Raw genomic sequence first — 24,777 nt, 5'->3', positions numbered from 1 at the left:
GTGCAGATTTCGTTGTGCTTATTCGGCCAATCCACCGGTTCCGGTCGCAGTCGCGCTATCAAATAAAAGGAAGACGATTGGCATGCCCGGCTCGCATGTGGCATCCGTTCGCCTTGCACCAACCTTCCCTCCCACGGGCGCAGAATATTCAGCAACCACCTCGCCGAACGTATTTCTCTGAGTAGCCACTTTCTGCCCCACCTGCACCTCTTCATTCAGTTCAACGTGAAGTTCGACAAAGCCACCATGTGTCGTGACGACCGGGGCGGCTCCATCGGCAATGAAGACACCGGAATCCTTGCCGGTTCTTCCTAATTCGCCCTCTATGATCTTGTGGTGCTTGAGAACATTCATCGTGCCTTCGACGAAAAGAGCAATCTTTGCGTGATCGAAAATGCGCGGCTGGCCGATTTCCGGCGTAAAAGCAGGGATACCAGCGTCGATCAGCGCGTTTGGAAGAAGGCCGTGTTCGCCGAAGTTGTCGAAAATCTGATCTATGGGATAAAGCTCAGCCATCGCCCGCACTTCCGGCTGATCCATTCGCGCCAGATGAAATGCAGTCATATCCATCCCCGTAGCGGCGGTATGAAAATCGATCCCGTAATCGAGATTGGGGCGCAGCAAACGATTGAAGACCAGGCCGGCATGTCGCGCTGCCGCTTCCGGCGCATTCTCGTCACCGGGGAAAAGCCGATTGATATCGACCAGATCCACCCCTCGTCCCGAACTGGGCCATCGTCTGGCCATCGCCTCAAGCGCGGGGCGCGACACGTCGAAAACGGCCACCACCGAACCGGACATTGTTTGCGGGTCGAGCTGGTTCACGATTGTCTGCAATGTGTGCACCGGACTCATTTCGTCACCGTGCACGCCACTGATCAACCCAAGCCGTTTGCCTGGGGATTTGCCTTTCATCACCGTGACCGAGACATGCCAATACTGGCCCGTCGGCATCTGCACGCCCCGGAAATAGAAATTGTGCCTCTTGCCCGCTTCCAGATCGGAAATATCGAGGGAGGAAATCACGCGCTTACCGTCGATGACATCGCCGGTATAAACCGTGCCGGATGCCGTGCCGCCGTTTTCCGCTGTTGAATCGGCCGTTTGAGCCTGCGCCTGCCCGGATGCGAGCGCCGCTGAACCGGCTGCGGCAATCGACGCGAGCATGAAATCGCGCCGATCGATGCCTTGTGATTTTGTCTCGGTCATTAAGTTCCCCAGCATCAAATAATAGAACGCAGGTCCATCCGACAGGCACGCGCATGCAGATGCGCGCTTTAATCGTGGGCGGTTTCAGAGGCCGTTTCTTTTTTCTCCTCCCTCTGCCCTTTCACACGCTCGGTCAGGCGCTGAACGACGAAGTAGAGACCGGGAGTGAGGAGTAGCCCCAAAGAGGTCGCAGCCACCATCCCGCCGAAGATCGTCACACCGACGGCCTGACGTGCACCGGCGCCCGCACCGGAAGACAGGATGAGTGGAAGGATGCCAAGGATAAAGGATACAGCCGTCATCATGACCGCCCGGAAACGCTGTTCGGCCCCGGTACGGGCTGCCTCTGCAGCCGTCAGGCCGCTCTCGCGTTTTTCCTTGGCAAACTCCACAATCAGGATCGCATTCTTTGCGGCCAACCCGATCAGCAACACCATCGCGATCTGGACGTAAAGGCTGTTCTGCAATCCAAAGAATGTGAGAGCGGCAACAGCTCCCAGCAGCGCAGCGCCCAGCGAAAGGATCACGACTGCTGGCAAGGCCCAACTCTCATATTGGGCGACAAGAAAAAGATAGGCGAAAAGGAAAGCCAGCGCGAAGACGATTACCTCCTGACCGCTGCTTCTGCTTTCCTGGAAAGACAGTCCCGACCATTCATAGCCATAGCCATCCGGGAGAGCTTGAGAAGAAACCGTCTCCATTGCCGCCATTGCCTGGCCGCTGCTGGAACCCGGAGCCGGAACCGCATTAACCTGCGCCGAAACCGAAAGGTTGTACCGGGTTATGACGAAAGGCGCCAAAACCGTCGTGAGTGACACCACGCTACGCAATGGGACCATGGTTCCATTGCGGCTCCTGACGTGGAGCTTGAGAATATCTTCGCTGTGCGCACGGAAATCGGAATCAGCCTGAAGATTGACCTGAAACACACGGCCGTTCAGCGTGAAATCATTGACGTAGCGCGAACCGAAATTCGCACCGATGGTCGCATAAACATCCGAAACACTGAGGCCAAGAGCTTCGGCGCGGGAACGGTCGACATCGACATAGATCTGGGGCACATTCGCGTTGAACGTAGTCGCCGCACCGCCGATCTCCGGTCGCTGATTGAAGTAACCGAGCATGGCGCTGGTCACCTGCGCTATCTCCTGCGGGGGCTGGCCCTGCAAGGCCTGCAGCCGAAAATCGAGACCACCGACCGCACCGATGCCAGCAATTGCGGGTGGAGCAAAAACCGAGATATTTGCGCCCGGCACCTGCGAGAACTGCGCGCGCAAGGTGCTGATGATGTTATTGAGTTGCAGTGCCTCCGTCTCGCGGTCCTCCCATGGCGTAAGAGCCGCAACAGCCATGGCGCCGTTAGGCGTGCTGGTTGACTGCAGGATGCTGAACCCGGCAACCGTTATGACGTCCTGCACACCCTCGGTCTCGCTCAGAACCTTCCGCACATTTTCTACGATGAGGTTTGTACGGTCGAGCGAGGCAGCGCTCGGCAGTTGTATATCGACAAAGAGCGCTCCCTGATCCTCGTCGGGCAGGAAAGTCGCGGGAAGATTGACGAAGGCAAGATAGGCCGCCGCGAAACAAGCGATGATGCCGGCAACTGGTATAATCCAGTACTTCACCATAAAGCCGACGATCTTGCCGTAGCCTTCGCGGGTTTTCTCCATGAAACTTGAAAACCACGCAAGAGGACCGCGCCGGTAGCCGCCTTGGCCGCGCTTCAGCAAAAGCGCTGCAAGTGCCGGACTGAGCGTCAGAGCAACGAATGAAGAGAGGATCAGGGCCGACGAAATCGTGACCGCGAATTGTCGGTAGAGCTGTCCGGCGATGCCTTCCAGAAAGGCTGTGGGCGTGACCACCGCCAGCAGAACAAGCGTTGTTGAAATGATTGGCCCGGTGATCTGGTGCATCGCCTTGCGCGTGGCCTCGACGACTGTGATATCAGGCGTGTCATCCAGCACATGCTTGACGTTTTCGACGACCAGAATTGCGTCATCCACAACAAGCCCGATGGCAAGCACCAAAGCCAGCAGGGAAATCATGTTCAGGGAATAGCCGACGGCTAGCAGCACCGCCACCGCGCCCAGCATCGAGGCCGGAATGGCAAGTGCTGAAATAAGCGTTGCCCGCCAGTCCTGCAGAAAGATGAATGTGACCGCGAGCACAATGACAAAAGCTTCGAACAATGTTCGCGCCGTCAGTTGGAGGCTGGCTTCCACGAACCGTGTTGCATCGTAAACGACATGATATTGCAGTCCCGGAGGAAATCTGGACGACAGACGTTCAAGCTCTGCCTGCACGGCAGTCGCGGTCTGGATCGCGTTGGCATCGGGTGACTGGTTGATCTGCAGCATCGCCGATTCATGGCCGGCAAAACTTGCTCTCGATGCATAATTGCGTGCGCCAAGTTCAAGACGCGCGATATCGCGCAGAAACACTTTGGCACCGTCTGCTCCGGTGCGCACGACGATGCTTCCGAATTCATCGGTATCCTGGAGCCGCCCCTGAGCCACCAGCGTATATTGCAGCTCACTGCTTTCCCGCATCGGTGGCGCACCTGCCTGGCCAAGCGTCGCCTGAATATTCTGACGCTGGATCGCCGCCGAAACCTCGTCAACGGTTATGCCGAGCGCATCCATTCTTTGCGGATTGAGCCAGACGCGCATCGAGTACTCAGATGCACCAACAACGCTCGCCTCGCCGACGCCAGCTACGCGCGAGATCGCATCGACAATCGTCGTGGTGGTAAAATTGGTAATTTCAAGCGCGTTCAGGCTGTCGTCCGGCGAATAAAATGCAATTCCCAACACAAAATCGGGCGAACGGGAACGGACCGATACGCCTTGCTGCGCCACGGCAGCGGGCAGCCGGGAAATCGCCAGTTGGGCTCGGTTCTGGACGTTGACCTGCGCGAGTTCGGGATCGGTGCCGACTTCGAAGGTGACCGACAGCGAATACTGCCCGGCATTGGAACTGGTGGATGACATGTACATCATGCCATCGACACCATTGATTGCAGTTTCCAGCGGACCGCCAACAACGTCGGCAATCACCTCCGCACTCGCACCTGGATAAACCGCCGAAACATTTACCGTTGGTGGCGTGATCTGCGGGTATTGCTGGATAGGCAATGAAAAGATCGCGATCGCACCGGCGATGGAGATGACGATTGAGATAACGATAGCGAGGCCGGTTCGCCGTATAAAGGTTTCAGAAATCATTGCCCCACCCCTGCACTGCCGGAGATCGGATCGCGCGGGGATACGGCCTGGCCGTCAGCGATTCTCTGCAAGCCCTCGATGACGATTGTTTCACCGGCTTTGAGGCCGTCGGTCACTGACCAGTCATTGCCGATACGCGTGCCTGTCATGATCGGACGGCGGGAGACCGTATTGCCCTCGTTGAGAACATAGACATACTTCCCCTGGCGATCCTGCAGCACGGATGACATGGGAATGACCGGCAACTCGCCGACCGTTTCATCAAGCAGATTGACGGCAACGATCTGGCCCGGAACCAGAATGTGGTTGGGATTGGGGAAGAGCGCGCGCACCGCCACAGTGCCGGTCTGCGCGCTTACTTCATTGTCGATGAACTGGATATTTCCCCGTTCGTCATATTGTGTGCCATTGGCCAGCATCAGAGTCAGCTTGAAGCTCTCGGGATTGACTGTCCCTCCTCCGGCTTCCTTCTGGCGAATACCGATCAGGGCCCGGTCCGTGATGGAAAATACAACACGAACAGGATCGAGTTGCACAATCCGTGCAAGCGGTCCAGCACTCGGACCGACAAGATTACCGACTGTGAAAAGTGAACGACCTATGGTCCCGTTAATGGGCGATCTGACCTGTGTGTAGGAGAGATTGAGCCTGGCATTGTTGAGCGCGGCTTCAGCGTTCTGAACATCTGCCGTGGCGATGTCGAAATTCGCCAGCGCTTCGTCAAGAGAGGCTTGTGAAGCCGTATTGCGATTGGCGAGCGTCCGCGTCCGCGACAGTGATTGCCGCGCGGCGTTCTGGGCGGCTTCGGCACGTGCCACCTGTGCTTCGGCGGACATAGCCGCCGCTCGCATCTGGTCCGGCTCGATTTCGAAAAGCAGATCACCTGCCTTGACAGCGGCGCCCTGTTCGAAAGCCTTTTCCTTCAGAAAGCCTGTAATTCTCGCTTGAATATCGACAGCTTCAATCGCCTCTACCTGCCCGTTGAAACGTATCGGCGCAGTCGAAGGTGCCAGTTCCACTTTCCGCACGATCACAGGAGGGGACGCGCCAGCCGGAGCCTGCTGAGCCAAACCTGGCTGCAAAAGCAAGGACGAGAACATCGATACAAGGGCAGCGTTCACAGAACGACGAACGAGAGTCTTCTTCAATTGCGTGTCCTCCCTCCGGTCGGAAATCGACCGATCACTCACGCATTTCGGGTACTCAAGGCTATTCCGATATAGGCGACGCCAGCGATCAGCAGTGCGATTCCTGCGATTGATCCTGATGGCAAGTCACGTGTAAAAAAGGGCCATTTCAACACCAGTGCCAAGCTGGCGGTCCAGGCGATCAGGCCTGAAAGAGTAAACCACCACCAGCCGCTTGCCGGTCTGAGTTTCCAGGACAGCGCCAACTGAAGGAAACCATGCACAAATACCACGATGGCGATCAGAAGAGTGATGGCGAGCGCGCCTTTCAACGGGTTCAGATAGATCATGATCCCGCCAACAAGCTCCACGGCCCCCGACAATTCCTGCCAGACGAAGCCTGCCCAGCTCTTGACCCAAAGCGACTGGATGATCTTGACGACCCCGATAGCCACAAGGACAAGGCCAAACATCGTGCTGGCTGCAAATTCCGAGAATACCGGCAAGAACAGGCAGAGTACTCCGCCCGCTATCAGAAGAACGCCGAGCCCGAGAAAACCTTTCCATTTCCTCTGTTCGACAGTCTTGCGTTCCAGTCTTTGCAGTTGCTGAGCGTCCATTGTGGACCCCTCAATGTTAAAAGGGCTGCGTTACTGCGAATGAGGAAGATGAGCATGTTTCGATACAATAGTACAGCCTGCCGGTTATAAAATTAGTGGGCTATCGCCCAATCACTATCTTCAAGTTTTAACCAACTCGTAGACGTGATGCCTGAGCGCAGGCTCAGTTGCGCCACCAACCCTTCGACCATCCGGTCATCTTCCTTACCGGCGAAAAGCGTCGCCTCGATCTCGACCTCGTCGCTTCCTTCTATGTGATGACTTCGGATCGCCTGGAAGCGGAGTTTCTTCAAGTCGAGTGTCTGGATGAGCAACGCTCTCACAGAAATTTCGCTTTCCGCAGGACATCGGAACTTCACGAGATAGAACTGCTCGATTTCGGGTTCGACAAAGGAGTAACGGTTCACAAGCACCGCAATTCTTGGCAGGGAAACGTTCAGACAGACGATGAAAAACGCTGTTTCGACGGCGAGAGCCCACAGTCCATAACCAGCCAGAACACCAACCGCTCCAGTGCTCCAGATCGTGGCTGCAGTACTCAGCCCCTTTATACTTGCGCCGTCCTTGATAATCAGCCCGGCACCGAGAAAGCCTATCCCCGTAACGACCTGCGAGCCCATTCTAAGGTCGCCTTCGAGGCCAAGAGCGTGGGGCAGCGAAGCGTAAGCTGCGGCGCCCAGAGCCACAAGACCGTGTGTCGCAAGGCCGGAATGACGTTGTTTAATCTGACGTTCCAGGCCGATTGCGGAGCCAAGCAATAGAGCCAGGCCGAGATTGACCATGATGGATTGAATTGCGACGACTTCCGGCATGCAGGTCCTTTTAATGCGTCGGACGACCAGGCAAGAAACTACTTGAATGACGATAGCCAAAACCGCTGAAGTGAGCAGATTGCAGTATAGACATTATTTGAAGGCGTTAGGAAGTCTTCCTGTATCAATCACATCATATTTTATTATAGTACTTGAATTATTTCATCCAAAGTAGTTTCATCGACAAGTTCCGGACGCATTCTTTCCAACATCGACTGAGGGGTCAGATAGCATGGGTTTGCTTGGAATACTGCTCGGACTGGCTCTGCTTATGTGGTTTGCCTATCGCGGCTGGAGTGTGCTTCTGCTTTCTCCTGTGGCGGCACTCCTTGCGGCGCTCATTTCCGGTGAACCTCTTCTGGCAAACTGGACGTCAACGTTCATGGGCGGAACGGCAAGTTTCGTCGGCCGATGGTTTCCTCTTTTTCTGCTCGGCGGCATTTTTGGAAAGTTGATGGATGACAGTGGTTCCATCACATCTATTGCGCGATATCTGACCGAGAAGCTGGGCGTAAAACGCACAATGCTTTCCGTCGTGCTGGCATCGGCAGTCGTTACCTATGGCGGGGTCAGCGTATTTGTCGCTTTCTTCGTTCTGGTGCCCATGGCGCGGGAAATGTTCAAGGCGGCCAACATACCGGCGCGACTGATGCCAGCTGCAATTGGGCTTGGCGCTTTCACTTTCACCATGTCCGCAATGCCGGGCACGCCCTCCACGAACAATGCCATTCCGATGCCCTATTTCGAAACCACGACCTTTGCGGCGCCGGGACTGGGGATCATCGCCTCCATCATAACCCTCGCCTTCGGTATGTGGTGGCTGCAGCGCGCCGAAACCAAGGCGCGGACTGCCGGAGAAAACTATGTGGATGATACTGACAGTCTGGAGATTACGGAGAAAGTCAGAGAACAATCCACACTTTCGGGTGACTTCGATCCGGCTGAATTCGAACACGGTGCGCGCGCCGACAATCAGCCGCCCTTTTTCTTTGCTGTTCTGCCGCTGCTTGTGGTTATCATCGTCAACTTCCTGATGGCACTTATCGTCCTGCCCCGTATCGATTTCTCGTTTCTGGAACAAGAGCCCTGGGGGATCGACGTCGGCTCATCAATCGGCCTGTGGGCGGTTCTCATTGCGCTGGCGGCGGCCATCCTGACGTTGATAGCGGTGAATTTCGGGCGGCTGCGAGCAGTTCGGGAAAGCCTTGACGCCGGGGCAAATTCCGCCGTCCTGCCGATCCTCACCATTGCAAGCCTCGTCGGCTTCGGCGCCGTCGTGGCCGCCATGCCTGCCTTTGCGGTGGTTCGTGATGCGGTGCTTGAAGTGCCGGGCGGGCCGCTTGTTTCGCTGGTTGTCGCCATGAACGCGCTGGCAGCCCTAACCGGAACTGCATCCGGCGGCATGGCCATCGCGCTCAATGCGCTTGGCGAGGAATATATGCGGCTGGCGATCCAGTACGGGATCAATCCCGAACTGATGCATCGTTTGACCGTCATCAGCGCCGGTACGCTGGATGCGCTTCCGCATAACGGTACGGTGCTGCTGCTCCTGCAGATCAGCAAGCAGACCCATGCATCGAGCTATTTCGACATGGTCATGACCGTAATCGTCGGTGTGATCATATCGCTCGTCGCGGTTTTCGTGCTGGGATCAATGTTTGGCTCTTTCTGAGCGTAACCATTATTGTTGAAAGGAAGCGAAAATGAAAAGGACACTTATTCTTGCCGCCGCCCTGTTTTCAGTGATGGCAAGCCCTGCATTCGCGCATCTCAACCCCGCAGAACATGGTTCGTTTGCCGCTGGGTTTTCACATCCCTTGTCCGGGGCCGACCACATACTTGCAATGGTCGCTGTCGGCCTTTGGGCTTCGATGCTTGGCGGACGCGCGCTCGTCGCCGTTCCGTTAAGTTTTGTGGGCGTGATGCTCCTGGGATTCGTGGCGGCGCTCAGCGGCGTTTCACTCCCCTATGTCGAACCGGTCATCCTTGCGTCGGTGATTGTTCTTGGCCTCTTCGTCGCCATGGCATTCCGCGCATCGACCCTGACCGCAGCACTTATCGTCGGTTTCTTCGCCTTCTTCCATGGCTATGCTCATGGTGGCGAGATCGGCAGCGCCGCGTTTCTTTCCTATGGCGCCGGTTTTGCGCTTGCGACGACATTACTCCACACAGCAGGCATCGGAGTAGGCCTTGCAGCAGGGCGTATGCTGAAGGGACACACCGGGCAAATAGTGATGCGGATGGCTGGTGGCTTTGCTGCCCTCAGCGGGCTCTATCTCATGGCCGGTTGATGTGAGCGTCGCATTGCTGGATCATTCGAAGAGACACGCCGAAGCTGATATTCAAAATGATGGGCCAGAGCCGGAAATGCCTATGCATTCTCCGGCACTCCCCATGCTGCATCTCATGCGGCTTGTCAGTCCCAGCCAACCCGTTGGTGCATTTTCCTATTCGCGCGGGCTCGAATGGGCTGTCCACGCAGGAACAGTATCCAACGAGGAAAGCTGTGCCGATTGGGTACTCGGCCTTCTGGAACACAGTTACGCCGCGCTTGACGGAGCTATTTTCTGGCGAATGATTTCGGCACTGACGCGACACGACGACGCCGAATTCTGCCGCCTGAACGACTGGCTTGCAGCAAGTCGCGAGAGCAGCGAACTTGAACTTGAGGATCGCCGCATGGGTGAATCCTTGCTCACATTGCTGGCGGAGCTTGGTGTCGATCAGGCGCGAAACTTCGCATCGGAACGACGCGTCACCTACCCTGCAGCCTTTGCCATTGCAGCATGTAACTGGAATATTGAACCCGTCGACGCTCTGCGCGGCCTCATGTGGAGCGTGGTCGAAAGTCAGATCATGACCGCAATCCGCCTCGTCCCGCTCGGCCATACCGCCGGCCAGAGGATACTCATTGCAGGTGCCGCGAAGATTGAACGCGCTGTTGAAAAAGCGCGCACGCTGAATGACGACGACATCGGCAACACCGCTCCCGCACTGGCCATGGCGAGTGCCTGGCACGAGACACAATACAGCCGACTATTCCGGTCGTGAGTGAAGTGTCTCACGATATCGCCTGAGATTTTCCTCCGCAGACGTCGCATCAGCCGGAGCGACGGGCACCAGCGCCTTGAAAGCGTATTGTCCGATCAGCATGACCCAGGTGACCAGCACAAACGTCGAGGTCAGCACCGGCATTCCGATCGGTTTCAGGAATATGGCAACCGAAGCCCATAGCCATGTGGCCACGACGGCGCCGAAGATGGCGTAAAGGAAACTGCTCCAGTTGAAAACGAGAAAAAAGCCGCCAAGCGCAATTGCCGTCAACGCCGCGTTATAGCCGAAAAGCCCGTCGCGAATAGCCCCTTCGGGACCACCAAATACGGCAGCAACCACCGCTCCCGTTACCGCTCCCAGAAGGCCCATCAGAGCGCTTATCCGGGAATGGATCGCGATACCGGCAAGGATGATGTAACCGGTGATCCAGTTATCCTGAAAGAATATCTGCCCAATGGCAGTGCCGATCCCCATATACCAGGTCGGAAGCACATAAGGGACCGCATAGGAAAACTGTTCCGGCGAAACCGGCTTTGCCATCGGACCGGCTTCTATGGCATCGAACTTGAGAATTGCGAACAGAAAGAGCCAGCCGACCAGCACGAATGGCATTGTCAGAGGCGCAACCTTGTGTGGTCCCAGAAGCGCAGCGATGCTGGCAAAGGCCATGCTGGAAAAAGCTGCGCCGCAGATGAGATAGATCGTCATCTCCGGCGACGGCAGTGCACCGCTGCGAAAATCCGCACTGGTGAACGCGATTAGCGCCAGAGCAACCAAGGCTCCGTTGAACCCGAACAAGCCGTCCCGGACAAGCCCCCTGTCAGCCTTGAGGATGATTGCCGTCAGCGTGCTGGCGACAACACCAAGCACACAGATGAGGGCATAAATCCAGGAGTTGACCAGAATGGCGAACAGAATAACCAGCCCGGACAGCGGATTATTCTGGAACACCACCTGACCGATGCCGCGCAACGTCCAATCGACAAACCCCAGAGAAGGATGATCCTGCATGGCATTGAGCTGCATGAATTTTACCCCTTCTTTCGCGGCTAAAGCATTTCCTGTTCTGTTTGAACCATAGGAAATGCTCTATCGCTTTGTTTTCACGCGTGTCCTTATCCGCTGCCTAAAACAGGAAATAACGTTGCGCCATCGGCAGCACGTCAGCCGGTTCACAGGTGATTACTTCGCCGTCCACCCGCACCTGATAGTTCTGCGGATCGACCTCCAGTTTCGGCGTAAGACCGTTATGGATCATGTCCTTCTTGCGGATTGTCCGGATCCCTTTGACCGCGACCAATTGCTTGTTGAGTTTCAGCTTCTCGCCAATACCGTCATCCAGCGCTGATTTCGAGACAAAGGTGACACCGGTGGAGCCAAGCGCCCGCCCCAATACACCATACATTGGCCGGTAATGGACCGGCTGGGGCGTCGAGATCGATGCGTTCGGGTCACCCATTGGCGCAATCGCTATCATACCGCCAATCATGACGAGGCTTGGCTTCACGCCAAAAAATTCCGGCTTCCACAGTACCAGATCAGCCCGCTTTCCAACTTCGACAGAGCCAATCTCATGGGCAAATCCATGTGTGATTGCGGGATTGATCGTGTATTTGGCGACGTAACGCTTGGCGCGGAAATTATCGTTCCGGCTGCTATCCTGGCTTAACGGGCCACGCTGTACTTTCATCTTGTGAGCCGTTTGCCAGCAGCGCAGCGTTGTCTCTCCAATGCGTCCCATGGCCTGAGAGTCCGACGACATCATCGAAAACACGCCCAGATCATGGAGAATATCTTCTGCGGCAATGGTTTCACGCCGGATGCGGGATTCCGCGAATGCCACATCTTCGGGGATTTTCGGACTGAGGTGGTGACAGACCATCAGCATATCGAGGTGCTCATCGACTGTATTGATGGTGTAAGGACGGGTCGGATTGGTTGAGGACGGCAGGATATTTTCTTCGCCTGCCGCTGTAATGATATCGGGCGCATGACCACCGCCAGCACCTTCTGTATGGAAACTGTGGATGGTCCTGCCCTTCATGGCAGCGAATGTATCCTTGACGAACCCGCTCTCGTTCAGCGTGTCCGTATGGATGGCCACCTGAATATCTTCTTCGTCGGCGACATTCAGACAATTGTCGATGGCCGCTGGCGTGGTGCCCCAGTCCTCGTGCAACTTCAGGCCGACAGCGCCAGCTCTGATCTGCTCGCGAAGGGGTTCGGGCATGCTTGCATTGCCTTTGCCCAACAATCCCACATTGATCGGAAGCGCTTCCACAGCCTCGAGCATACGATGGATAGCCCATGGCCCCGGTGTCACCGTGGTTGCGAGCGTGCCAACCGTCGGTCCCGTTCCGCCGCCGACCAAAGTTGTTGTACCGCTGGCCAGAGCTTCTTCGGCCTGTTGCGGCGCGATAAAGTGAATGTGCGTATCGATACCGCCAGCGGTGAGAATCTTGCCCTCACCCGCAATTACATCGGTCCCAGGTCCAACGACAATGTTGACGCCGGGCTGAATATCGGGATTACCGGCTTTGCCGATCCCCGAGATACGACCGTTCTTGATACCGACATCGGCTTTGATGATGCCCCAATAGTCGAGAATGATGACATTGGTGATGACTAGATCGACTGTTTCGGCAGAGGGACGCTGTCCCTGCCCCATCCCGTCACGGATGACCTTGCCGCCGCCAAACGTCACTTCCTCGCCGTAGATACAACGGTCTTCCTCGACTTCGATGATGAGCTCGGTATCAGCCAGCCGCAGACGGTCACCCTTGGTCGGGCCATACAGTTCGGCATAGGCCTGTCTTGAGATCCTCCCCATCTGTCCCTCCTAAAGTTTTCCGTTGATTTTTGCATTGAAGCCGTAGACTTCCCGGTCACCGTCAAGCGCGACCAGTTCGACTTCGCGATCCTGTCCCGGCTCGAACCGCACAGCAGTACCGGCCGGAATATTGAGGCGGAAACCGCGCGTTTTTTCCCGGTCGAAGACAAGCGCCTCGTTCGTTTCGTAGAAGTGATAATGCGATCCAACCTGGATCGGCCTGTCGCCCGTGTTCTCAACAGCGATGGTGCGGGTTTCGCGACCGTTATTGAGGTCGATCGACCCGTCTTCGATGAAATATTCACCCGGTATCATGATCGTCTCCTGAAGCGCATCCCGAAAAATGTGAAACGGTTTTCGGAAAGGATGCGCGCAAAACAAAAAGCCAGAGCGTTTCCAACGATTCAGGAAACGCCTTACGGAATGGGGTTGTGGACGGTCACCAGCTTGGTTCCGTCTGGAAATGTGGCTTCCACCTGAATGTCGTGGATCATCTCAGGCACACCATCCATCACCTCGTCACGTGTGAGAAGGGTCGCACCGTAGGACATGAGCTCCGCGACAGTCTTGCCGTCCCGCGCTCCCTCCAGAATTTCGGCAGAGATATAGGCCACGACTTCCGGGTAGTTGAGTTTCACCCCCCGGGCCCTGCGTCGCTCCGCTACCAATGCTGCGGTGAAAATCAGAAGTTTGTCCTTTTCACGTGGCAATAGTTCCATTTGTAGACCCTCTCCAAAGTCAATTACGTTGCCCAGATGCGCGGTACAGCCGCCGGTTTTCCCAGTCCGGATTCCCGCAGAACTTCCCAGACTTTGCGAAACAGCGTCTTGGCTTCCGACATTCGTCCGCCGAGATAGCGACAGACAATCACCCGTTCGAGCCGCGACACCGAGAACAGATTGTTGGCTGCGTCGCCCACCGCTTCGCGAATAGACTGAAGCGCGCTTTCATCTGCCGGACCGGCATAAACCATCGTCGCGACAATCGGTTTGGCGCGGAACGCAAAGGCTGCGTTCATCGCCTGATCAGCGCCATGAAGGCGAAACTGTTCGAACCAGATCGGCTTTCCATCCCTGAATATTTCGACCCGTTGCCTGACTTCGCCCCTGTCGAAGCTTTCCTGACAGGCAGGCCGCCCGAGACTGATAATGTCCCACCCCAGATAGACCGCATCTCCGCTCAGGGAGACTTGTGTGCTTATGGAAGCCCTCGCGCCGTTAAAAACGATTGTTTCCTGCGGGAGATACTCACATACGCCGCCCTCACCCACGTCGATCCTTGTCGTCTGCGTGCTTTGGCCCCGATCGCTGCGATAGAATTTGGTAGCACCTGGCGTTGTTAGAACGGCTCTGGCGCTGCGACCCAAAGAACAAGCAATATCAAGGACATCTTCGCCAGCGACACCTCCGGGCGGATGAAGTAGATAGACATGGGCGCTGCCATCTTTTTCGGGATAGAAGGGTTTTTGGACCGCAAGCGGCCCCACGTGGCGTCGCCGCATGAGCCGCGTCACTTCGCGATTATGCTCGAACCGCAGTTCGAGCTCGGCATGCCAACCCGTGCTCATCAATGATTGCCACCTTTGTGTTGCCGAAAATTTCGATGCGCTATCGATGTCGAACAATAAAACCAAGGCAGAACGTAATATTCGGGCAGAATAACCCGGCAGATCAATAACGACAAGTTCAATTAGAGACTTGATTTATGCACCCGTTAAACTTGCCCGATGATAAGCCGCACAAGAAGCTTAATCCAGTTTATCATCGAACGTCCGCTATGAACGTGCCCTTGGAGCATAATCCGACCGGAGTGAAACGAGGACGATCAAGATTATGCATGAAATATAATAAGTTAGAGCGCCGATCTGATCCAATCAGATTGAAACGCGCTCTAACGCACACTCAAGCGATCAATCACGCGCGCGGGCAGATGAAGAGCCAGCGAGGCCTGCTCGAACGTACCCTGTCCGGCAGCAATGAAAGTATCGTCCATGCCCGCATATTCGTCAGTAATAAGCCTGCGCAGCAGATAGCCCGAACCCAGGAACTTTATCAGCGTATCTGAGCTTGCGAACAGGCTATGACCACCGCTATCGACTTGGGAAACATCAAGAACCTGAATATTCTTGTTCTGCAGGAAAGCGATGTCAAAGCCACTGCCAACCCGCGGCTCACCTCCTGCCAGCCTGCGAGAAATATCGAGAGCCCGATCACGCCGTGATACGACAATCGTGAAAGGCTTGGGCAGATAGTCGATATCATCAATCTGGCTGCGGAAGAGATCAGGGTCGAGATCAGGTGCTGCGAGCAACACACCCTTGATGCGCTTCAATACATTGAGGCGTTTATCTACAGACAGAGTTCTCAATGCTTCCATGACGACGACCGCCCCCATCGAATGACCGACGATGACAATGCCGTTGGCTTTGGTCTGTGCCGCGAGTTCGAGTGTTTCAGCCAATCCCCTGCGTGCGATGATCGCGCTGTCACGGTCGTAGAGATAACGCGTGAATGCCGCGGCAGACGCCCATGAAAAATGGATCGGCACCGAAGAGACCTCATAGTCATGAACAATCTGCGCGTTGCGGAACAGTCCCTCGGCAAAGTTATTGTTATAGCCATGGACGAAAATGAATATTTCGCGTTGCGACGCCGGGCGGCTTGCCAGACGCCGGTTCAGCTCTGCAATCATTGCCTGTCGATCCGGCAATGGAGCATAGTTCGAGGCCATAAAATTTCTTCGGGGATCGGGCTTGACCGATGCAGTTTCAACATTGCCCGGACGATGCGTTTCCGGGATATGCACGTCAATTGTCGAAAAGTTCAGTATTTCAGACCTGTTGCGGGAATAGGCGATACTCGGATCGTCCACTCTCTCCCGTACCGTCGCAACCGTAAACGGAACCACCGCTCTGGAATGCGCCCGGTCGTCGACATTTGCTCCCAAACCGGTGACAGCCCTGTTACCAGCGCATCCTGCTGCGACAAGCAGAACAAAAGCGAGGATGAAAACTTGCTTCAACTCATATCCTCGCTCGAAAATCGACACAGCACGGCCGCCTGGTCGCGATGGTTTCGCATGCACGGTTTTCCGGCAACGTCACACTACGAGGTTTGCGGCAACGCTCCTTCGAGCGCTTTCTTAAGCCGCTCTTCCTGCTCGAGAGACAGGGACGTTTTCAATACCCGCCCACGCAGATCCGGGAAATCGACCATAACCCTGTCCCACTGAATCTTGCGCAGAAGGACGAACAAGGCAGATGAATTTTCCGGGATCGTTTCGCCAAGCGACACGATGAACTTGTCGTCGATACCATAATCGGTAAGCGATCCCGACAAAGCTCCGGCACCTGCCCCGACCGCGCCGCCAAGAGCCATACCGGCAAGCGGGTTGAGAAAAATAAGTCCCACCAATCCGCCCCATATTGCTCCCGAAAGCAGCCCCGATCCGGCACCCATCGCAGGCAGGTTGTATTTCTGCTTGAGATGAACCTTGCCTTGTTCATCCCGCACGACAATCACCGCATCCTCAAGATCGACAAGATATTCCTTTTGAAGCTGGTTGAGCTTCAGAAGAACGGCATCCGCCTCTCCCACTGTATCAAATCCAATTACAACCAGTTCCGACACTGCTGTTTTCCTTTCCTCGAAGCCTGAAATGATAGCGCCACATGGATCAGCGGCGCCATCTTACAGTGCGAACATTCGTTATTCTTCCGTCTCTGGCTCGCACGGTCACATCATAGGTCCTGCGAGACCGATCTGCCCGGTAAAGAAAATGACTGCCACGGCAATCCAAGGCGCGAACATTGCGAAAGCCGCGCATTCTCAGCAATCGGGCACCCTCGGTGCATCGTATTCTGTGACCGTTGTTAATCCGTGTTCCAACGACAATGGAATGGCTCTGACTGAAAGCAGGAACCGTCTCGGCAACGGTTCCAATGGTAAAGATTGCAGCAAATGCGAGAATAGCGGCGACCGAATGCAGCTTCATGCTTCCCTCCAAGTAACAAAGAACCACAACTCACAAGTCGAACCGGTTCGCCGATTTCATGTTTGGCGCGACAAGCGAACGCCGCCAGAAAAAGGTAAAGCTGTTCGGAAAAATGCCCTCAGAATAAGCGTTCGGAGCGCCCGTTTGATGCAATCAGATCGAGAGGCGCTCCAAATGACAAATGCAAAGATCCAGTGCAGACATACTGAAACAGCATGTCTTTATCTCAAAACCAGTTCAGACTTTTGGGCGACGAGCCCTAGCGACAACGCGCTTCATAAACACGGCCGTGCTGATCGCGATAGCGGCAATACTGAACGCCGTTACGGGTTTGAGCAGCGCCTACGAGCGTGCCTGCGGCTGCACCGATAGCTGCGCCGGTTAGCGCGCCACGCGTGTCCCCTCCAATGGCAGCTCCGGCAAGCCCGCCAAGCGCGGCACCGCCGACACCATAGCCCGCTGTTCGTCTTTCATTTGTCGTGCACCCGCTGGCGGTGGCGCCTATAACGGCCATCGTCAAGACGCTGTACAGGATCATCCTCATTGAAATATCCTTCCCATTTTGATTATGCCCTTTACCCAATATTACATAGGCCGCGTCTTGAAAGGTCAAGCTATCCGGTTTGCGCCCCGATACTGGTTCTTCAACCATAGAAGTTTCAGCGTTATTCACGGGAAAACCCGAATATTTCTGCAAACCAGCTCGTAGCGGAATATCGGGCACAGAAAGTCAAACTAACGATAGTGATTGGCACCCCGATAAAGGCTCCAAATACGCCCCACAGCGAGCCCCACGCAAACACAGAAAAGAGCGTTGCAAACGGCGACAGGGAAAGTGTCTTACCGGTCAATCGAGGCTCAATCACACTTCCGATGACAGATTGTATCACGTTCAACCCGACAAAGAGAGCGAGTACCCATTGCCAATTGGCGAGATGCGTGAACGCGAATGCGGTAATGAAGAGTGTAGCGACAAGGGGGCCAAGAAAAGGAATAAAATTCAGGATGAACGCGACAAATCCCCATGTCTCGGAGAATGGCAATCCAATCAGGCGGGTCAAAAGCCAGACAAGGGAACCCGTCGCAAGGCTCATCACGCCCCTGAGCAGCATGTAGAACCGAATTTTCGCGGCGGCTGACTGACTGGCCTGAATAAACGTATTCGCAGCGGCCTGGTTTTTAAGCTGTTTGATCCGTGCGCGAAACTCCTCGGTTTCCGCAAGGCCCAGCAGGACATAGACCAACGCCACCAGCCAGAAGCTGAACGTATTATTGAGACGGCTACCTATCGATTGAAGTGTCCGCAGTGCCCAGCTCACGCTGAAATTTTCCGACCACAGAACTGATGTTGCAATGCCGTGCGCATCAAGCCACATCTGAAGCTGCTCATATAGGAGCTGATATCGAACGGCGTCGATCAGTATCCGGCGCCCGACCTGCCCGACGGTCCATGCGATCAGCCATCCGAACCCGAGCAGAAGGAATACCACCAGAAGAAACGTGGCAGCCAATGCGAGATAGCGTGACACGACTGTTGAAAGAGCCCTCTGGATCGGCCAAACGAGCATAATAATAAACAGCGCGAAAGCGACAGGAGCAAAGACTGCCCTGCCGTAATAGAGCAATGCAATCAAGACGCATCCCGTAATCAGGATCAGGGCTGCATTGCTGGCTTTCGGCATAAAACCTCCCCGCTCCCAAAAGACGAAATCAGATTATGTTCTCAGGGTATTCTTGTGGATCCTGCCATCTTTCATGACGACCGCCAGCGTCTGTTCCGGCTTTTCAAGAACGTGGATATCATCGAGCGGATTTTCATTCAGAACAAGAAGATCGGCAAAAGCCCCCGGTTCGATGAGACCGAGCTTGCCCGGATAAGGATTGCGCAGATTGGAAAGCTCCAGCAGTTCGGCGTTGACCGATGTTGCTGCGCGAAGAACGTCGGCATTCGAATACCACTGGCTCAAATGGGTCAGCATAAAATTCTGTCGCGGTGTCAATGCAGGCGAAAACAGAACGTCAGAGCCCCAGGCGGTCTTGATCCCATATTTGCGAGCGAACTCATAAACCTTTGGCGTACCGGCAAAAAGCTGTTGAATTCGTTCGGCGCCTGGGCCGGTTTGCGACGCTGCATCCTCCATCGTTAGGAAAGGCTGCATGCTCAGCCAGACGTTCTTTTCCGCGAACATGCGCGCGGTTTCCTCATCCATCAGATGCGCATGTTCGACACATGCAGCACCCGCTCTGATAGACCTCTGAACCGTATTCGATGCATAGGCATGAACCGTGACATAAGTGTTCCAGTCCTTTGCCACATCGACCGCGGCGCGAATTTCATCCTCGCTGAATGTCGACATATCCAGCGGGCTACGTGGTGACGACACACCGCCGCCGGCAACGATCTTGATCTGCGATGCCCCCTGCAACAACTGCTCGCGCACACGCATCTTCAGATCGCCGGTATCATCGACGATTGCCGCACCCCCAATCAGCTCGCCAGTGCTCAGTCTGCCGCCATCACGTGGAATTTCCGTTGGCAGCCTGAGATCACCATGGCCGCCGGTCGTCGTTATCATCGCGCCCGCCGGAAAAATGCGTGGACCAGAAATGATTCCCGTGTCGATCGCACGCTTGAACGAGAAAGTCGGACCACCCAGATCACGTACCGTCGTAAAGCCGCGCAAAAGTGTGCGTTCCGCCTCTGCCGTGGACGCTGCGAAAATTATGCCCAAATCTCCTTCCAGAAGAACCGGCAGCGGCACCGCAGCGTAGACGGCATGCCAGTGCGCGTCGATCAGACCCGGCATCAGCACACGGTCGCCGCAGTCGATAACCGTTGCCCCCTCTGGCGGAGCACTGTTTGTCGTGTCGACGGCCGCGATGCGGTTGCCATCGACCAGAACCTGCACACCGGACTTAAGCGAATCCGCCTTCCCGTCGAAGAGACGCGCGCGCGTCAGGAGAATTTTGGGCGACTGCGCGTAAGAACGATCCGCAATCATCGTCGCCGCTGCTGTCGCGGCGGCGCCCGCAAGAAAATGCCGTCGTGATAATCGATCCAGTCGTCGGGAAACCTGTTGTAATATCGGGTTGGAGCAACCGCAGCCGTCACCGTGAATGAAATGCTGATATTTTCCACCCAGTCTAAACATAGCAACTCCCGATTGAAGCAGTTATCCAAAAAGACTATTGGATTATCTTGAAGTAATCCACATCGATAAATCTGCCCCTGACATCGTTTTCGACGCGGCCCCGAATTTCAATTTTGTTCTTTGTATTTATTTCTCTTCCGCGCCAGACTTCCCGTTCTATTCGAACTCGCGTTCTTCCGGTGTGATCCTGAAAAACATATTGGGCTCTTCTCGCATTGCTTTTGATAGAACCGGCAAGCACCACACGGGTTCCGACTGGCGTCCGGGTTATGGCATCCGCCGTGACTGCATTTCGGGTTTTAAAAGAATCCAGAAACTGGGCATGTGAAACGTCCAGAGAGCCTACGGAGACAAGGCCCACTATCAACGCAAACTGAATCATACGCTGCTTTACCGAGGTCATGAATTTCACCTCCTTTTAGCAATGATCGATTTTCTTCTTCAGCATCAAAGAAACTGCGTCGATGATTAGCTTTATCGCGGGAAGAAACAAGACGCCCCCTCAAGAAAACTGAAAATATCGACTATCAGACGACATCTCACCTTTTGAAAAGGTGTCACACTGATTTTAGAGCGCGTTTCGATCTGATTGGATCAGATCGCCGCTCTATCTATTTGTTTTGACGTGCATCTTATCCGAAACCCGTTTCACACTTTTCGGAATGCGCTCTAAAGCAATCCATTGCGCAGTTTAAAACGCCGAAGCCCAGTAACATTGACGCTTCGTCCGCGGTTCAGCAACTCGCGCATAATGGGTTCTCGTTGCTGTACCGGCATATAGTCCAGAATGCGTGCACAATCGTGCTCGAAAAGGAGACCACGAAGAAGCAGATCACGTTTGATCAGCGGGCTGCCCATTATTCTGTGAAACAGTCCGAAACCGTAGTGAACCTGACTACCGTTCATGATTATCCCAATCATATGATTGACGAGAACCTCCCGCTTCACCTGTTCGCCAACAAGCCCGCCCCTGTCGTCCGCAGACGGTGTCTGACTGCGTTCCTTCATCGCTTTTGAGTACTGGCTAATGGTTGGTGTCAGGCGCATCTCGCTGGCACTCACTGGAGCTGCGCTCCGCTTGCCCGAGCGCTTGGAGAGCATTTTACCGGTATAGATCGCGCCTGCCAGCAGCGGTTGAAGTTCATAGCTGCGAAAAGCGCCGTGTGGCAGATAACGAAGGCTGGACACGATCTCCGGCATCGCCATTTTGTCGAGGTTGAGTGCCAGTTTGTCGGTAGAATACAGCACATCTATACTATAACCGCAGCGTGCAAAGCACTCTGATAGAGCAACCTCGCCCTTTCTGATAGCGTGGGGCCTCACATCGTAAGACCGATACCTGGACCAGAAACGCTGCACAGCGGCATTGTTGAATACTTTTCCGGACATGCTGAAGGCATAACTGCCAACATGATGGACGAATTCGTGGTTTTCGTTCGTACCAATGACATCATACTCGCTGTCGATGAGCGATGCGATCATCTGTCGAAGACCGTCGCCGGGGACATACATGACGCTATCATTGAAATAAAGCAGTCGCCGAGGCTGCAGTCCTTCAGCACCAAGAAGCAATGTAGCAGCGCGATAGGCACCGAAATCGCGACCGATATTCTGGCGCACGAGAACACGTTGAGCGATAGCTTTGATTGCGTCGTGGTCCGGTTGCGACAGTCTGCCATTGCAGACGACGATGGGATTGATGTTTTGATTGCGCAGTTCGTTCAGGAGATGCAGAAAATCAGGCGCAACACCAAATTTGTTATACTTGACAACTATTGCATATAAATCCCCGCTCGGCTGGCGAGTTGCTTCATCCGATAGGAAACCTGGCTTTTTTTCCCTCAAGATACATGGCATCTGCATCAGTTTGGCCCCGCGTATATATGCGCGCACAGCCAACCAGTTCATTGCTTTCCCAACGCCCATTCCAGCTCCCCTCAGCCCAATTTCTTTGTGAATAACATTGAGCCTCGCTAAAATAAATGGCTCCATTGCGATATTCAGAGAGTGATATAATTGAGGGGGCGGACGAATAATGAACTTCCGGGAAATGATTAGAAATGAAGTGGGGAAAACCTCTCGCGGTATAGAAATAGGTGCATCTTATGCCCCTATTCTGCCAAAGAGAGACGGCTTCAACACGCTTGTTATAGACCACACCGATACGCAATCCTTGCGTCTCAAGTATAATAATATCGGTGTCGATACTTCTAGGTTGGAAACCGTCGACGCAATTGACGACGGCGGAGAATTTAGCGAGCTGGATCTAACCGGGGAAGGGTTTGATTTTATCGTTGCCAGCCATGTTTTTGAGCATCTGACCGATCCCATTCATTTTCTTCAGCGTTGTGAGCGCGCACTCAAGCCGGATGGCAAGGTTTATCTTCTCGTGCCCGACAGACGTTATACTTTTGATTATTTGCGTCCGAGCACCACAGCAGGGCATATGCTGGCCGCGTATCTCGCGGAACAGAAGAGGCACGGAACGGCGGTCCTCTTCGACCACCACGCCTCAAATGCAACGCGGGGCGGCGTGCAAGTCTGGATGGAAGGGCATAAGGGCGATTTCGCCTTTGCCGGCACGCCCTCAGCCGGTTATGCAAGCGCAACAAGCACGAATGACGAATACGTCGATTGCCACGCCTGGGTTTTCACACCATCAAGTTTCCGTCTCGCCATGCAAGATTTGCACAGTGCAGGCGTTCTGGGATTTAAAGAAGAGCTGTTTCATCCCAGCTTCGGCTGCGAGTTTTTCGTCGTTTTGAGCCGCAATACACCTGTAACAGCCCAGCCGGACAGGCTGACCCTTGCATTGAACGCGATCAAGGAAGCCGGGCCGGAGGAGCCTTTGTCGGCGGCGATGACCGGTCCGCAAGTTGACATAGCACCGGGTTATGAAAGCGCAGCACCGTCGGGACAGAATGCCATAGACATATTCAAGGATGGATGGGTGTCGGCCTTTCCTTCGGAGAAAGGGCTGCAAGCGGGTACCAAGTCTTTGTTTGCTGACCCCAGGATCCTCTGGCTTACAACACAGTTGAACGGATGGTTCAAAGGAAAGGACGTCCTTGAACTGGGGCCTCTGGAAGGCGCCCACACGGCGACCCTGCTTTCAGAAGGTGCTGCATCCGTTACGGCTGTAGAGGCAAAACGGGACGCTTATCTTCGTTGTCTGGTGACGAAAGAAGTTCTGCAACTGCGCGATGCATCCTTCCACCTGGGTAATTTCCTGCCCTATCTGGAGGCGGAAGAGAGGCAATGGCCGCTGATTGTGGCCAGCGGCGTGCTTTATCATATGTCGGATCCTGTCCTTACGCTTGAGCTTCTTTCCAGCCACACTGATCGACTGTATCTCTGGACTCACGTCGTCGATCCGGATGCAATGCGTCCCGGTGATCCACGCCTCGCAGCACTTGGCGAACCCGAAATGCGCGATTGGAATGGGCGTCTGATAAAGCTCTACAAACGGCCCTACCTGGAACAGAAGGAAAAGACCTTTTGTGGCGGTATGGAGGCAGAACCGCGCTGGATCGACCGGGAAAGTCTACTCTGGCTTCTGAACCAGCTTGGCTTTGACGAGATCATCATCGGACATGATTCACCCGATGCCGAGCATGGACCGTCCTTGTCTATCCTGGCCTTGCGTTCCAAATCATCGCAGCCTCAACCCGAGAACAAGTAAATAAAGCGGTTCCAGTGATTGCGCATTCGCTGGCACCGCTCAAAATCCTTGTCACATCGGATAAAGATCGTCGCCAAGATCGGAAAGCGAGACGGACCAATCGAGGTTCGTTTCGCCTGTCTTTCTGAAAAGAACTGCTGACATCAGCGCTCCGGTGTAGAATTCGCCGAAACTTGTCGCCAGATTATGAACTTTCGCCACTATATAGGCCTCGCAACCGTCGACAGCCTTGATTATTTCAAAGCCCGTTGCCCGATTGAGCAGCGCTTTCCACGAGTGGCGTGAGAAGCGGAAGTAATCGCAAGGTTCTTCATGCAGCGGCCATGTCTGCGGAGCAAGTATAATGCCAATCGCTCCCGGCTTCATCACACGGTTCATCTCGATGACTGCTTTCCACGGCATCAGAAGGTGTTCGAACACAGCAAATGACATCACCGCATCGAATTGGTTTCTGGGCAGAAAGCTGCTTGCTTCATGGGCATCGCCGACGACGTCGACATTCTCGCCTTCCAGAATGTCGAAACCGGTATATTGCCATGTTTGAGGCAGACGATCGCGCCACATGGCACCGGTTCGATTGCGCGAGCCGATTTCAAGCATATGTCCATTTGAGCACTGATGAATCTCATCGAAGAAGCGGTTGACCAGCACCAGAACCGGATCATGCGGATCCGCTGCTGAAAGTGGCTGTTCCAATCCGGTTCCATCAGCCAGGCGGACTTCTATCGAGGCATTCAGCATCTGAGCAGTTTCGAGACCGGTAAAGATACGCTCGTTGAAACGACATGCTACCGCCGAACGCCCATATATGCGGCTCAGGTCAGGGCTAGGCAAACCGTGCTGTGAGATTGGCAGTTCACGCCCGTCCGGCAGTTTGAGATTCAAACATTGCACTTTGCTGTTTGTCGCAATGACAAAACCAGAAAGATGCACCGCGCCTTGAAAGCAGGAGTTCCGTTCCACCACACAAAGGGGCCTATCGCCAGGAATTTTCGGGCGCAGGTGAAGTACTGGATCGAGTGTCATGATGAATGTCTGTTTGCGTTGTTAGCAGGTCGAAACAATGACGGATGC

At 54.8% G+C, this 24,777-nt stretch carries 22 protein-coding genes; 4 read left to right on the top strand and 18 right to left on the bottom strand.

Annotated features, from left to right (window positions below):
- Positions 1-18: 18 nt before the first annotated feature.
- The 5 genes from CQZ93_RS05055 to CQZ93_RS05035 all read right to left on the bottom strand — a co-directional run bounded on the left by CQZ93_RS05055 (position 19) and on the right by CQZ93_RS05035 (position 6,992).
- Entirely contained in the window at positions 19-1,209 is a 1,191-nt protein-coding gene (locus CQZ93_RS05055) for a M14 family metallopeptidase (protein WP_105541616.1), read from the bottom strand.
- 68 nt (positions 1,210-1,277) lie between these two features.
- Positions 1,278-4,433, bottom strand: coding sequence for an efflux RND transporter permease subunit (locus CQZ93_RS05050; protein ID WP_105541615.1), 3,156 nt, complete (start codon positions 4,431-4,433; stop codon positions 1,278-1,280).
- The gene (locus CQZ93_RS05045) at positions 4,430-5,581 is read right to left on the bottom strand and encodes an efflux RND transporter periplasmic adaptor subunit (protein WP_105541614.1); all 1,152 of its coding nucleotides are present in this window, start codon (positions 5,579-5,581) and stop codon (positions 4,430-4,432) included. Before CQZ93_RS05045 ends, CQZ93_RS05050 begins: the two co-directional genes overlap by 4 nt.
- A 38-nt stretch (positions 5,582-5,619) precedes the next feature.
- Complete coding sequence (locus CQZ93_RS05040) at positions 5,620-6,180, bottom strand: HdeD family acid-resistance protein (protein ID WP_105541613.1); 561 nt, start codon at positions 6,178-6,180, stop codon at positions 5,620-5,622.
- A gap of 92 nt (positions 6,181-6,272) precedes the next feature.
- Positions 6,273-6,992 (bottom strand): MgtC/SapB family protein, encoded by a 720-nt coding sequence (locus CQZ93_RS05035; RefSeq protein ID WP_105541612.1) that lies wholly within the window; start codon positions 6,990-6,992, stop codon positions 6,273-6,275.
- 232 nt (positions 6,993-7,224) lie between these two features.
- On the opposite strand from CQZ93_RS05035, the gene CQZ93_RS05030 reads away from it, so the two are divergent.
- The 3 genes from CQZ93_RS05030 to CQZ93_RS05020 all read left to right on the top strand — a co-directional run bounded on the left by CQZ93_RS05030 (position 7,225) and on the right by CQZ93_RS05020 (position 10,043).
- On the top strand, positions 7,225-8,664 hold the full coding sequence (locus tag CQZ93_RS05030) for a GntP family permease (RefSeq protein WP_105541611.1): 1,440 nt from the start codon (positions 7,225-7,227) through the stop codon (positions 8,662-8,664).
- Between the two features lie 31 nt (positions 8,665-8,695).
- Positions 8,696-9,283, top strand: coding sequence for a HupE/UreJ family protein (locus tag CQZ93_RS05025; protein ID WP_105541610.1), 588 nt, complete (start codon positions 8,696-8,698; stop codon positions 9,281-9,283).
- A gap of 76 nt (positions 9,284-9,359) precedes the next feature.
- On the top strand, positions 9,360-10,043 hold the full coding sequence (locus CQZ93_RS05020; RefSeq protein ID WP_181153313.1) for an urease accessory protein UreF: 684 nt from the start codon (positions 9,360-9,362) through the stop codon (positions 10,041-10,043).
- On the opposite strand, the gene CQZ93_RS05015 is transcribed toward CQZ93_RS05020, so the two are convergent.
- The 12 genes from CQZ93_RS05015 to CQZ93_RS04955 all read right to left on the bottom strand — a co-directional run bounded on the left by CQZ93_RS05015 (position 10,029) and on the right by CQZ93_RS04955 (position 22,013).
- Positions 10,029-11,072, bottom strand: coding sequence for an urea transporter (locus CQZ93_RS05015; RefSeq protein WP_105541608.1), 1,044 nt, complete (start codon positions 11,070-11,072; stop codon positions 10,029-10,031). The two genes, CQZ93_RS05020 and CQZ93_RS05015, sit on opposite strands and share 15 nt — an antisense overlap.
- Positions 11,073-11,172: 100 nt before the next feature.
- Positions 11,173-12,876, bottom strand: a complete 1,704-nt coding sequence (gene ureC / locus CQZ93_RS05010) for an urease subunit alpha (protein WP_105541607.1) — start codon at positions 12,874-12,876, stop codon at positions 11,173-11,175.
- Positions 12,877-12,885: 9 nt separating this feature from the next.
- On the bottom strand, positions 12,886-13,191 hold the full coding sequence (locus CQZ93_RS05005; RefSeq protein ID WP_105541606.1) for an urease subunit beta: 306 nt from the start codon (positions 13,189-13,191) through the stop codon (positions 12,886-12,888).
- A 101-nt stretch (positions 13,192-13,292) separates the two neighbouring features.
- The gene (ureA, locus tag CQZ93_RS05000) at positions 13,293-13,595 is read right to left on the bottom strand and encodes an urease subunit gamma (RefSeq protein WP_105541605.1); all 303 of its coding nucleotides are present in this window, start codon (positions 13,593-13,595) and stop codon (positions 13,293-13,295) included.
- A gap of 23 nt (positions 13,596-13,618) precedes the next feature.
- Positions 13,619-14,443, bottom strand: coding sequence for an urease accessory protein UreD (locus CQZ93_RS04995; RefSeq protein ID WP_105541604.1), 825 nt, complete (start codon positions 14,441-14,443; stop codon positions 13,619-13,621).
- Positions 14,444-14,766: 323 nt separating this feature from the next.
- Positions 14,767-15,897 (bottom strand): alpha/beta hydrolase, encoded by a 1,131-nt coding sequence (locus CQZ93_RS04990; RefSeq protein ID WP_105543182.1) that lies wholly within the window; start codon positions 15,895-15,897, stop codon positions 14,767-14,769.
- Positions 15,898-15,980: 83 nt separating this feature from the next.
- A complete protein-coding gene (locus CQZ93_RS04985; RefSeq protein WP_105541603.1) occupies positions 15,981-16,505 on the bottom strand; it encodes a DUF1269 domain-containing protein in 525 nt (174 codons plus the stop codon).
- A 623-nt stretch (positions 16,506-17,128) separates the two neighbouring features.
- Positions 17,129-17,413 (bottom strand): YMGG-like glycine zipper-containing protein, encoded by a 285-nt coding sequence (locus CQZ93_RS04975; RefSeq protein ID WP_105543181.1) that lies wholly within the window; start codon positions 17,411-17,413, stop codon positions 17,129-17,131.
- 121 nt (positions 17,414-17,534) lie between these two features.
- Positions 17,535-18,551, bottom strand: a complete 1,017-nt coding sequence (locus tag CQZ93_RS04970) for an AI-2E family transporter (RefSeq protein ID WP_105541601.1) — start codon at positions 18,549-18,551, stop codon at positions 17,535-17,537.
- A 33-nt stretch (positions 18,552-18,584) separates the two neighbouring features.
- Positions 18,585-20,021 (bottom strand): metal-dependent hydrolase family protein, encoded by a 1,437-nt coding sequence (locus CQZ93_RS04965; RefSeq protein ID WP_105541600.1) that lies wholly within the window; start codon positions 20,019-20,021, stop codon positions 18,585-18,587.
- Between the two features lie 34 nt (positions 20,022-20,055).
- A complete protein-coding gene (locus CQZ93_RS04960) occupies positions 20,056-20,424 on the bottom strand; it encodes a YgiW/YdeI family stress tolerance OB fold protein (protein WP_105541599.1) in 369 nt (122 codons plus the stop codon).
- Between the two features lie 266 nt (positions 20,425-20,690).
- Entirely contained in the window at positions 20,691-22,013 is a 1,323-nt protein-coding gene (locus CQZ93_RS04955; RefSeq protein WP_286152137.1) for a rhamnan synthesis F family protein, read from the bottom strand.
- A 58-nt stretch (positions 22,014-22,071) separates the two neighbouring features.
- Here CQZ93_RS04955 and CQZ93_RS04950 point away from each other — a divergent pair, with 58 nt between their 5' ends.
- Positions 22,072-23,703, top strand: a complete 1,632-nt coding sequence (locus CQZ93_RS04950) for a methyltransferase domain-containing protein (RefSeq protein WP_286152136.1) — start codon at positions 22,072-22,074, stop codon at positions 23,701-23,703.
- 51 nt (positions 23,704-23,754) lie between these two features.
- Here CQZ93_RS04950 and CQZ93_RS04945 read toward each other — a convergent pair whose 3' ends face one another.
- Positions 23,755-24,597 carry a methyltransferase domain-containing protein gene (locus CQZ93_RS04945; protein ID WP_286153435.1) on the bottom strand — a complete coding sequence of 281 codons (843 nt, stop codon included), beginning with the start codon at positions 24,595-24,597 and terminating at the stop codon, positions 23,755-23,757.
- Between the last annotated feature and the right edge of the window lie 180 nt (positions 24,598-24,777).

Source organism: Ochrobactrum vermis, from assembly GCF_002975205.1.
Classification (GTDB): domain Bacteria; phylum Pseudomonadota; class Alphaproteobacteria; order Rhizobiales; family Rhizobiaceae; genus Brucella; species Brucella vermis.
The sequence above is the reverse complement of the archived record's forward strand: the minus strand, read 5'-3'. Positions and strand labels throughout refer to the sequence as shown.